We start from the raw sequence: 11125 nt of genomic DNA, 5'->3' as shown, positions 1-11125 counted from the left end.
GCCGCCCGGCATCGGCGGACTACCCGCCGCCGGGCGCCGGCAGGGCGCGGATCACATCGACCCCGGCCGGCGGTGTGAAGGCGAACCGCTTGGCGGGCACCGGCTCGTTGCGCCGCAGGTGGTGCAGTTCGATGCGCGTGGTCTGGCCGAGGCCGTCGTGCAGTTCGAGCGCCTGCACCGTGCCGTCGGCCAGCTTCAGGCGCACGCTGCCCAGGCCACTGTCGGCCCGGGTGGGGGTCAGGCGCAGCCAGCCGTCCGCTTCGGCGACGGCGTCGAACAGGTCGGCCGGGAATCGGGCGCCGGACAGCAGCAGCCCCGGCGCGTCGGCGGTCTGCTCGTCCACCGGGCGCACGGTGGCCTGGTCGAGGTCCGGTTCGTACACCCACAGCTCGCGGCCGTCGGCGACGATGATCTGCTCGAACGGCGTCTGGTAATCCCAGCGGAACCGCCCGGGACGCGCGATCGCAAACTCGCCGCGGCTTTCCTCGCTGACGGTGCCGCTGGCGTCGGTCACGGTTTGCGTGAACTGCCCGGCCAGCGTGCGCGTGTCGGCGTAGAAACGCTCGAGTGGAGCCAGCGCCGAAGCCGCCAGCAGCGGCGCCGGCAGCGCCAGCAGGGCCGCCAGCAGGACGTGGCGCAGGCGCTCAGCCACCGGGAGGTGCCTCGGCCAGGACTTCGCGCTGACCGTTGGGTTTCAGCGGGCCGACAATGCCGGCGCGTTCCATTTCCTCCACCAGCCGGGCGGCGCGGTTGTAGCCGATGCGCAGGTGTCGCTGCACCGCCGACACCGATGCCCGGCGGCTGCTGGTGACCAGGAACACCGCTTTGTCGTAAAGCTCGTCGCTGCCCTCGCCGGGCTCGCCGACGGCAAACGGCGCGCCGCTGCCCTCGCTGCCGTCGTCGGCGAAGTCGCCGCGCAGGATCTCGTCGCGGTAATCGGGCTGGCCGACCGACTTCAGGTGCGCCACCACGCGGTGGACTTCCTCGTCGGACACGAAGGCGCCGTGCACGCGGCTGGGGATGGAGGTGCCCGGTGGCAGGTACAGCATGTCGCCGTGGCCGAGCAGGGCCTCGGCGCCCATCTGGTCGAGGATGGTGCGCGAGTCGACCTTGGACGATACCTGAAAGGCGATGCGCGCCGGGATGTTGGCCTTGATCAGGCCGGTGATCACGTCCACCGACGGTCGCTGCGTGGCCAGGATCAGGTGCACGCCGGCGGCGCGCGCCTTCTGCGCCAGGCGGGCAATCAACTGCTCCACCTTCTTGCCGACGATCATCATCATGTCGGCGAACTCGTCGACGATGACCACCAGGTACGGCATGGGTTCGCAGTACACCGGCTCGACAGCGTCCTCCGCGTCGCCGGGCACGTGCAGCGGGTCGGGGATGGGCGCGCCGGCCTCGGCCGCCTCGCGTACCTTGCGGTTGTAGCCGGCGATGTTGCGCACCCCGAGCGCGGCCATGCGCTTGTACCGGCGCTCCATCTCGGCCACCGACCAGCGCAGCGCGTTGTGCGCGTCGTTCATGTCGGTGACCACCGGGCACAGCAGGTGCGGAATGCCCTCGTAGACCGACAGCTCCAGCATCTTGGGGTCGATCATGATCAGCCGCACTTCGTCCGGTGTGGCCTTGAACAGCAGGCTCAGCACCATGGCGTTGACCGCCACCGACTTGCCCGAGCCGGTGGTGCCGGACACCAGCAGGTGCGGCATCTTGGCCAGGTCGGCCACTGTCGGCAGGCCCTGGATGTCCTTGCCGAGCGCCAGTGTCAGCGGCGAGGGGCTGTCGTCGTAGGCGCGCGAGCGCAGCGTCTGGGCGAACAGGATCAGCTCGCGCTGCTCGTTGGGAATCTCGATGCCGACGGTCGGCTTGCCGGGGATCACCTCCACCACGCGCACGCTCACCACCGACAGCGAACGGGCGAGGTCCTTCGACAGGCCGCTGATCTGGCTCACCTTGACGCCGGCCGCCGGTTCCAGCTCGAAGCGGGTGATCACCGGCCCCGGGTGCACCTCGACCACGCGCGCCTCGATGCCGAATTCCTCGAGCTTCAGCTCCAGCCGTCGCGACAGCGCCTGCAGCGCTTCCGCCGACAAGCCGACGATTTTGGTCTCCTTGTCGTCGAGCAGGGTCAACGGCGGCAGGGCAGGGGTGATGTGCGGCGCCGGCTCGAACAGCTCCACCTGGCGTTCGGCCTCGACGCGGTCGACGATCTCCACCGGCCGCAGCACCGGCTCGATGCGCGGCGGCGGGCGACCGACCTCCTTCGCCTTGTGCCGGTCCACCGCCTCGCGCCGGCCCTCGCGCGCCCGCTTGCCGGCCACGCCGTCGGCATAGGTACGCAGCCCACGCCCCAGTACGGTGACGCCCTGCACCACCGCGATGCCCAGCAGCTCGGTCAGCCTCAGCCAGGACAGGCCGGTGACCCAGGTCAGGCCGGACAGGCCGGCGGCGACCAGGAACAGCGTGGCACCGGCGATGTTGAAATTGCCGGCCGCCGCCCGACCCAGCCACTGGCCAAGACCACCGCCGGGACCGCTCGGCAGGCCGCCGCCGGCAGGCAGGTACAGCTGCGCCAGGGCGGCGCCGCAGGTCATGGCCAGCGCCAGGCCGAGCAGGCGCACGGCGACGCCGCGCGCGCGCACCGGTACGCCGGCGTCGCCGGCCCGGTACATGCGCCAGGCGAACCACAGCAGCAGCAGCGGGATCAGCAGCGCCGGATAGCCGAAGAAGAAGTACAGCACGCCCGCCAGGCGGGCGCCGGCGCGACCGCCGGCGTTGTTGATGCTGTCGTTGCCGCCGCTGGTGCTCCAGCTGGGGTCCTGCGGGTCGAAGCCGAGCAGCGACAGAAACAGAAATCCGGCGCAGGCCAGCAGCAGCAGCACGACGGTCTCGCGCAGGCCGGCAGGCAGGCGCCAGCGTCTGGGTTCGGGCGGAAGTTGCTGGCGGCGCTTGCGCGGCATGGGCGAGGACGGTCGGTCGAAGTGGCGGGCGATTTTAGCAGGCGCCGGCGCCGTACCCGCGGGTCGGAACTTGGGCAAAGGGCGGCGCGCGGCAGATAATCGCGGGCCCGCCGCCACCACCCCATGTTGTAGTCATGACCGCATCGACCCAACCGCGCCACTGCCGTCTGCTGATCCTGGGCTCGGGCCCGGCCGGCTACACCGCCGCCGTATACGCGGCGCGGGCGAACCTGCAGCCGGTGCTGGTCACCGGCATGGCGCAGGGCGGTCAGTTGATGACCACCACCGACGTCGACAACTGGCCCGGCGACGACGCCGGCGTACAGGGGCCGGAGCTGATGGCGCGCATGCAGCGCCATGCCGAGCGCTTCGGTACCGAGATCGTGTTCGACCACATCAACCGGGTACAGCTCGACCGGCGGCCGTTTCTGCTGCACGGCGACAGCGCCAGCTACACCTGCGACGCGCTGGTCATCGCCACCGGCGCGTCGGCGCGGTATCTGGGCCTGCCGTCGGAGGAGGCGTTCAAGGGTCGCGGCGTGTCCGCCTGTGCCACCTGCGACGGCTTCTTCTACCGTGGCCAGGAGGTGGCGGTGATCGGCGGGGGCAATACCGCCGTCGAGGAGGCGCTGTATCTGTCCAACATCGCCAGCAAGGTGACACTGGTGCACCGGCGCGACCGCCTGCGGGCGGAGAAGATCCTCATCGACCGCCTGCTGGAGCGCGCCGACAGCGGCAAGGTGGAGTTGGTGTGGAACCACACCCTGCAGGAAGTGCTCGGTGACGACAGTGGCGTCACCGGCATGCGTCTGGCGGCCACCGACGGTGGCGCCACGCAGGAGCGGACGGTCAGTGGCGTGTTCGTGGCCATCGGCCACAGTCCCAACACGGACCTGTTCGTCGGACAGCTGGACATGCGTGGCGGCTATCTGACGGTGCGCGGCGGCAGCGACGGCAACGCCACCGCCACCAGCGTGCCGGGTGTGTTCGCCGCCGGCGACGTGGCCGATCACGTCTACCGGCAGGCCATCACTTCGGCCGGCAGCGGCTGCATGGCGGCGCTGGACGCGGAGCGCTATCTCGATGGGCTCGAAAGCAACGCCGCCGCCTGAGCCGGACGATCCGGCGGCCGAGTTTCGCGCCGCCGTCGGCGCGGTGCGCCCGCTGCGCGGTGGCGCGCCGCGGGCAGAGCCGGCACGGCGCCCGCCGCCGGCGCGCCGCCCGGCGGATGCCCCGCCTGTGCCGGGCCTCGCCGACCTGCCGCCGCTGCAACCCGGCGAAACGGTGCGGTGGCTCAAGCCCGGCGTGCCGGTGCGGGCGCTGCGCCGGCTCGACGGCGAGGATTTCGCCGCCGATGCCGAACTCGACCTGCATGGCCTGACCGTGCCGCAGGCCACCCGGGCCTTGCATGCCTTCCTCGACGACTGCCTGCACGAGGGGTGCGAACGGCTGCGGATCATCCACGGCAAGGGCCTGCGTTCGCCGGACCCGCAGCCGGTGCTAAAGGGGCTGGTCGTGGCGTCGTTAAAAGGGCATCCGGCGGTACTCGCGCTGCGCAGTGCCGGCCGCCGGGATGGGGCCAGCGGTGCCGTGCGGGTGTTGCTGCGCCGAGCCTGAACAGCCTGCTGCCCGCAGGCGCCGGAGCCGCTACGCATGATCGAACGCCGCCGCTATACCCGTATCAGCCTGCATGTGCAGGCGGAGTTCCTGAACCGCGGTCGCCGCTGGCCGTGTCGGGCGATCGACATCTCCCTGAACGGCGCCCTGGTCAGTCGGCCGCGCGACTGGTCCGGGGACGTCGGCGAGCGTTGCGCGCTGACCTTTCGCCTGGACGAGGGCACCAGCATCCAGATGGTCGCCATCCTGCGCCATCAGGACGCCGCGACCCTGGGCTGGCAATGCACCGGTGTCGATCTGGACAGCGTGTCCGAATTGCGGCGACTGATCGAGGTCAACCTCGGTGAGCCGGCCCTGTTGAGGCGCGAGCTGTCGCAGATGTTGCGCGAGCACGAGGGTGCCTGCGCCGGCGCGGCCGGCAGCTGATCCCCGCGGCGCCGGCGGCGCCCCTTGACGGCCGGGTCGCTGCGGTTTTTCAATCGTTCCGGCAAGCCGCGCAGGACACCACCGGCGTTCGCCGGAGTTCACTTCCCGATCGGCCGGCGGCCGGGACCGCCGGTGGGTGCCGGCGCGGCCGCACCGGCATGGGAGGTAGCGTCGTGAAGCACGAACTTGCCTTGCTCGAGCGGTTGCTGCGGGTCGGCACCGTGGAACTGGAACTGCCCGATGGCAGCCGGCACTGTTTTGGCAGCGGCACGCCGCGCGCGTCGTGGATCGTGCGCCGTCCGGACACGCTGCGGCGGATTGCCGCCAATCCCGAGATGGCGCTTGGCGAGAGCTACATGGCCGGCGAGTGGGTCGCCGGTCCGGGTGAGCTGGCCACGCTGCTGACGGTGCTCATGCGCAACGCGGGCCAACTGGCGGGCAGCGGCGGCCGCCTGCGCCGTCTGTTGGGCGGGTTGCTGCAGCAATGGAACCGGGTGCAGGCCAGCTACCGCAACGTGGCGCACCACTACGACCTCGACGAGTGGCTGTTCCGGCAGTTCCTGGATCGCGAGATGTACTACTCGTGCGCCTACTTCCCCCGGCCGCAGATGGATATCGAGGCCGCCCAGCAGGCCAAGGCCGAGCACATCGCCGGCAAGCTGCTGCTCGAACCGGGCATGCAGGTGCTGGACATCGGCTGTGGCTGGGGCAGCCTGGCGCTGCATCTGGCGGAACACCACCAGGTGCGCGTGACCGGGGTGACCTTGTCGCGCCGCCAGCTGGAGGTGGCCGAGCGCACCGCCGCCGAACGCGGGCTGGCGGACCGGGTGCGGTTTCTGCTGCAGGATTACCGCGAGCACACCGGGCGCTATGACCGCGTCGTCAGCGTGGGCATGTTCGAGCACGTGGGACGGCCGTTCTATCCGCGTTTCTTCCAGCAGGTCGCGGCAAACCTGGCGGACGGCGGCGTGGCATTGCTGCACACCATCTGCCGCCTGGGGCCGCCGGGCACCACCAACGGCTGGGTGCGCAAGTACATTTTCCCGGGCGGTTACAGCCCGGCGCTGTCCGAGCTGACCGACGGTATCGAGCGCAGTCGCCTGAAGGTGGCCGACCTGGAGCTGCTGCGCCGTCACTACGCGTTCACCCTGCAGGCCTGGCAGGCGCGCTTTCAGCAGCAGCGCGCCGCCGTGGCTCAGCGCATGGGCGAGCGCTTCTGCCGCATGTGGGAGTTTTACCTGGCCGCGTCGCAGGCGGGTTTCGAGGTGGGCAGCCTTGGCGTGGCCCAGGTACAGCTGGCCACCGACGTCAGCGCCGTACCGTTGACCCGTGACTACCTGTACCGGTCGCGGTCGGCGCCGGCGGTGCTGCGCCGGGTGGGCTGAGGCGCGCCCGGCGCTCAGCCGGCCGTGAGCGCGGCCCGTACGGCGTCGGCGAGCGCCTCGACCCGGACCGGCCGCGCGGCGCCTGCGCGCCGCGGCGCCGCCCAGACCGCGTCCGGGAAGCAGGCATCGTCGCGGTAGCGCGGGATCACGTGCCAGTGCAGGTGCGGCACCTGGTTGCCGAGGCTGGCCAGGTTGATCTTGGCCGGTGCCAGCGTCCGCCGCTGCGCCGCTTCCACGGCGAACACCCGTTGCATCAGGGCGTCACGGTCGGCCGGCGGCAGGTCGGTCATCTCGGCCACATGCGCGTTCCAGATGACGCGGCAAAAGCCGGGGAAGTTGGCGTCGTCGACCAGCACCACGCGCGTTTTCGTGTCATGCCAGAGCACGGTTTCGTCGCGCGCCTGGCACAGCGGGCAGTGAGGGTGCTGGGCGCTGGTCATGGCGTGGATTGTGCCTTCCGTCAGGTGCCGCGGCCAGCCGCTTGCCCACCTGTGGCACCGCAGCCACAATCGCCGCTCATCGGTGTGCGTCTGTCGGGCACCGACACTAACCGAGCCGGACACCGGCCGCAGGAGGAGAAATCATGCCGTATCGTGACATTCGCCAGTTCATTGCGCGCCTGGACGCCGCCGGCGAGCTGCTGGAGATCGACGCCGAGGTCGATCCCAATGAAGAACTCGGCGCCGTGTGCCGCAAGGTGCTGGACGAGGGCGGCCCGGCTCTGCTGTTCAACAACGTCAAGGACTACCCGTACCCGGTGTTCACCAACATGATGGGCACCAAGGATCGCATTGCGCTGGCCATGGACGTGCCGCTGGAGCAGGTCGGCGAGACCTTCCTCGGCCGTTCGCGCAGCCGCCCCTGGCCGCAGGCGCGCATGACCCACAGCGCGCCGTGCAAGGAGGTGGTGATCCCGGAAGCCGAACTGCGCCTGGAAGATCTGGTGCCGCCGGCCGTCAACAACCCGGACGATGGCGGCGCGTTCCTGAACTACGGTCTGGTGGTGATGAAGGATCCGGACAGCGGCCGGCGCAACATGGGCATTTATCGCCTGCAGCTGCGTCCCGGCAACCGCACCGGCATCTGGTCCAGCCCCACGTCGCACGCGGGCACCATCCGCGCCAAGAACGACCTGCGGGGCCAGCCGACCGAGGTGGCGGTGGCCATCGGCGGCGACCCGCTGCTGTACCTGGCGTCCCAGGTGCAGGGCCTGAACCTGGGTGACGACGAGATGGAGCTGGCCTCGGCCCTGCGCGGCGGCGAGCCGGTGGAGCTGGTCAAGTGCGACACGGTGGACCTCGAAGTGCCGGCTGACGCGGAGATCGTGCTCGAGGGCCGCATCCTGCACGGCGTGCGCGAGGCCGAGGGGCCGTACGGCGAGTATCCCGGTTACTACGGACCGGTCGGCGAGCAGCCGGTGATCCAGTTCCACCACGCCACGCGCCGGCGCAGCCCGGTGTATGTGCATACCTACATCGGCGTGCCGCCGTCGGACACCCACGCGCTGGGACAGATGATGGGCGAGGCCGGCCTGACCGCCAAGTTGCGCAACGACGTGGCGCCAACGGTGAAGGAGGTCTACTGCGCGCTCGACATGCACACCGTGGTGGTGGCGCTGAAGAAGACCTACGAGGAGCAGGCCAAGCACGTCATCTACGCGCTGTGGGCGACGCGCACGGCCAAGACCGTGATCGTGGTCGACGACGACATCGATCCGCGCAACCAGGAAGAGGTCTACTGGGCCATCGCCAACCGCAGCCACGCACCGCGTGACGTGATGATGGGCGACGGGTTCGGCACCATCGGCCCGGCCATCGACAAGTACGGGGACGGCATCGCCAGCAAGCTCGGTATCGATGCCACGGCGCCGTTGAAGGGTTATCCCGCCATGTCGCGTCCGCGGCCGGAAATGGCCGCCCGCGTGCGTGAGCGCTGGGGTGAGCTGACCGCGTCAAAGAAGACCAAGCTGCGCCGCAGCGGCTGACGGCGCGCCGCGCTAGGTGCTGCCTGCCGTCACCTGGTCGGCGTGGTGACAGGCCACGGTGTGGCCGCCGTCGCGTGCCGTCGTCGGTGGGTATTCTTGCCGGCAGCGCGCGTCGGCCAGCGGGCAGCGCGGGTGGTAGTGGCAGCCGGACGGCGGTGACGCGGCAGAGGGCGGGTCGCCGGCGGCGATGCGCACCGGCGGCGCGTCCAGCGCCACCCGCGGCACCGCTGCCAGCAGGGCGCGCGTGTAGGGGTGGGCCGGGTTCTTCAGCACGCGCTCGACCGGGCCGTGCTCGACCACACGGCCCAGGTACATGACGGCCACCTCGTCGGCCAGGTACTCGACCACGCCGATGTTGTGGGTAATCAGCAGGTAGGCGAGGCCGAGCTCGGCCTGCAGGTCGCGCAGCAGGTCCAGGATCTGTGCCTGGATCGACAGGTCGAGCGCGCTGGTCGGCTCGTCGCACACCAGCAAACGCGGCTGCACCGCGAGCGCCCGGGCAATGCTGATGCGCTGGCGCTGGCCGCCCGAAAACGCGTGCGGGAAACGCTCGCCGGCACTGTCCGGCAGGCCGACCCGGTTCAGCAGTTCGGCCACCCGTCGGTCGCGCCAGTCCGGTGTGCCGATGTGCAGGGCGTCGAGCCCCTCACGCACGATGTCGGCCACGCGCAGGCGCGGGTTCAGCGAGCCGTACGGGTCCTGGAACACGATCTGCACCTGCCGGCGCAGCGGACGCAGGCGCCGTGCCGGCAGGGTGGTGAGTTCGGCGCCGTCGAACTGCACCTGCCCACCGGAGGCGTCCTGCAGGCGCACGACGGCACGCGCCAGCGTGGTCTTGCCGCAGCCGGACTCGCCGACCACGGCCAGCGTGCGCCCGGCGGCCAGGGTCAGCGACACGCCATCGACGGCGCGCACGGCGCCGACCGCGCGCTGCAGCAGGCCGCGGCGGATCGGGAAATGCACCTTCAGGTCGCGCACCTGCAACAGGGCGTCGTCGGCCGCCGGCGTGGCGGTGCGTGGCGCGCTCGCCGACGCGGCGCCGCTGAGGGCCTGCCCGCGGCGCGAGAAGTCCGGCAATGCGGCAAACAGGGCCTGTGAATACGGGTGCTCTGGCGCGCTGAAGAACGCGTCCCGCGCCGCCTGTTCAACCACCCGCCCGGCCTGCATGACCGCCACCCGGTCGGCCATGCGGGCGGCCACGCCCAGGTCATGCGTCACCAGCAGCAGGCCCATGCCGCGCTCGCGTTGCAGCTGTTCGAGCAGGTCCAGGATCTGTGCCTGGGTGGTGACGTCGAGCGCGGTGGTCGGCTCGTCGGCGATCAGCAGCTCGGGATCACAGGCCAGCGCCATGGCGATCATGGCCCGCTGCTTCAGCCCGCCGGACAGCTGGTGCGGGTATTCGTCATAGCGGCGCTCGGGATCGGCCATGCCGGTGGCGGCCAGCAGTTCCACCCCGCGGCTGCGCAGGGTGCGCCGGCTGCCGCCCCGGTGGCGGGCAATCACCTCGGCGATCTGCGCGCCCACGCGCATGACCGGATTGAGGCTGGTCATCGGCTCCTGAAAGATCATGCCGATACGCCGTCCGCGCACCGCCCGCATGGCCCGCTCGGGCAGCGCGGTCAGGTTCAGGCCGTCCAGCCATACTTCGCCGCCGGTCTGGCGCGCCGCGGGCGGCAGCAGGCGCAGGATCGACAGCGCCGTCACCGACTTGCCGCAGCCGGATTCGCCCAGCAGCACCAGGGTTTCGCCGGCCGGCACCGACAGGCTGACACCGTCGACGGCGGTCACCGGCCCGGTCGGTGTGTCGAAGGCGGTGCGCAGCTGGCGCAGTTCGAGCAGCGGCGTGGTCATGGGCGCAGGTCGGATTGGCGTGGGTCGAGGGCGTCGCGCAGGGCGTCGGCCAGCAGGTTGGCCGGCAGCACCAGCCCCAGCATGAACACGAAGGCGGCGGCCAGGGACCACCACACGACCGGCTCGCGGGCCAGTTCCAGACGGGCGGTGTTGATCATGTTGCCCCACGACACGGTGCCCGGGTCGACGCCGACGCCGACGTAGGAGAGCACGGCCTCGGCCAGCACCAGGCCACTGAAGTCGATGACCGCGGTCAGCAACACCAGGTGCATCAGATTCGGCCACACGTGGCGGGTGATGATGCGCCACTGCGGCTGGCCGAGCGCGCGCGCCGACTGCACGTATTCGAGTTCGCGCAGTTTCAGGCTCTCGCCGCGCAGCAGCCGGCACAGGCCGATCCAGCCGGTGGCGCCGAGGATCAGGCACAGCGCCGTCAGGCGCAGGTCGGCACGCTGCTGCACGCCGGCGAACGCACTCAGGTGCTGGTCCATGTAGACGTCCAGCGTCAGCACGGCGGCGGCGATCAGCAGCACGCCCGGGATGGCGTTCAGCGTGGCATACAGGTACTGCACCAGGTCGTCGACGCGGCCGCCGAAGAAGCCTGCCGCGGTGCCCAGCAGCAGCGCCAGCGGCAATGCCACCAGCAGGCTGGCGCCGCCGATGATCACCCCGGTACGGATGCTCTTCAGGCTCAGATACAGCACATCCTGGCCGACCTTGTCGGTGCCGAGCACGTGGTAGCCGCCGGCCAGCGCCGCGATCACCGCCGCCAGCACCAGCAGTGCGGTGGCGGTGAGCAGCGCGCTGCGCCAGGCCACCTGCGTGTCGCCACGCACCAGGCGGCGGGCCGCTTCAGACAGTGGCTGGCGCCCGCGCCGGGCAAGGCGCCAGCACACCAG

Annotated in this window: 10 protein-coding genes; 5 read left to right on the top strand and 5 right to left on the bottom strand. The window is 71.0% G+C overall.

Annotated features, from left to right (window positions below):
• Positions 1–19: 19 nt before the first annotated feature.
• Both lolA and ABYX71_RS07380 read right to left on the bottom strand, forming a co-directional pair.
• Positions 20–652 carry an outer membrane lipoprotein chaperone LolA gene (gene lolA, locus ABYX71_RS07385; protein WP_372695869.1) on the bottom strand — a complete coding sequence of 211 codons (633 nt, stop codon included), beginning with the start codon at positions 650–652 and terminating at the stop codon, positions 20–22.
• A complete protein-coding gene (locus ABYX71_RS07380) occupies positions 645–2963 on the bottom strand; it encodes a DNA translocase FtsK (protein ID WP_372695868.1) in 2319 nt (772 codons plus the stop codon). The genes lolA and ABYX71_RS07380 overlap by 8 nt, the downstream gene beginning before the upstream one ends.
• A gap of 134 nt (positions 2964–3097) precedes the next feature.
• On the opposite strand from ABYX71_RS07380, the gene trxB reads away from it, so the two are divergent.
• The 4 genes from trxB to ABYX71_RS07360 all read left to right on the top strand — a co-directional run bounded on the left by trxB (position 3098) and on the right by ABYX71_RS07360 (position 6391).
• Positions 3098–4075 carry a thioredoxin-disulfide reductase gene (trxB, locus tag ABYX71_RS07375; protein WP_372695867.1) on the top strand — a complete coding sequence of 326 codons (978 nt, stop codon included), beginning with the start codon at positions 3098–3100 and terminating at the stop codon, positions 4073–4075.
• Positions 4047–4580, top strand: a complete 534-nt coding sequence (locus ABYX71_RS07370; protein WP_372695866.1) for a Smr/MutS family protein — start codon at positions 4047–4049, stop codon at positions 4578–4580. Before trxB ends, ABYX71_RS07370 begins: the two co-directional genes overlap by 29 nt.
• Positions 4581–4616: 36 nt before the next feature.
• Positions 4617–5006: a PilZ domain-containing protein gene (locus tag ABYX71_RS07365; RefSeq protein ID WP_372695865.1), complete on the top strand. Its 390-nt coding sequence runs from the start codon at positions 4617–4619 to the stop codon at positions 5004–5006.
• Between the two features lie 173 nt (positions 5007–5179).
• On the top strand, positions 5180–6391 hold the full coding sequence (locus tag ABYX71_RS07360) for a class I SAM-dependent methyltransferase (RefSeq protein ID WP_372695864.1): 1212 nt from the start codon (positions 5180–5182) through the stop codon (positions 6389–6391).
• A 14-nt stretch (positions 6392–6405) separates the two neighbouring features.
• Here ABYX71_RS07360 and ABYX71_RS07355 read toward each other — a convergent pair whose 3' ends face one another.
• On the bottom strand, positions 6406–6831 hold the full coding sequence (locus ABYX71_RS07355) for an HIT family protein (RefSeq protein WP_372695863.1): 426 nt from the start codon (positions 6829–6831) through the stop codon (positions 6406–6408).
• 143 nt (positions 6832–6974) lie between these two features.
• Here ABYX71_RS07355 and ABYX71_RS07350 point away from each other — a divergent pair, with 143 nt between their 5' ends.
• Positions 6975–8375, top strand: coding sequence for a UbiD family decarboxylase (locus tag ABYX71_RS07350; protein ID WP_372695862.1), 1401 nt, complete (start codon positions 6975–6977; stop codon positions 8373–8375).
• 12 nt (positions 8376–8387) lie between these two features.
• Here ABYX71_RS07350 and ABYX71_RS07345 read toward each other — a convergent pair whose 3' ends face one another.
• Both ABYX71_RS07345 and ABYX71_RS07340 read right to left on the bottom strand, forming a co-directional pair.
• On the bottom strand, positions 8388–10226 hold the full coding sequence (locus tag ABYX71_RS07345) for a dipeptide ABC transporter ATP-binding protein (RefSeq protein ID WP_372695861.1): 1839 nt from the start codon (positions 10224–10226) through the stop codon (positions 8388–8390).
• Positions 10223–11125, bottom strand: a 903-nt coding sequence (locus tag ABYX71_RS07340) for an ABC transporter permease (RefSeq protein WP_372695860.1), incomplete at its 5' end; no start/stop codon positions are given. The genes ABYX71_RS07340 and ABYX71_RS07345, both read right to left, overlap by 4 nt.

It is taken from the genome of Immundisolibacter sp., from assembly GCF_041625615.1.
In the GTDB taxonomy this organism is placed as follows: Bacteria; Pseudomonadota; Gammaproteobacteria; order Immundisolibacterales; family Immundisolibacteraceae; genus Immundisolibacter.
The sequence above is the reverse complement of the archived record's forward strand: the minus strand, read 5'-3'. Positions and strand labels throughout refer to the sequence as shown.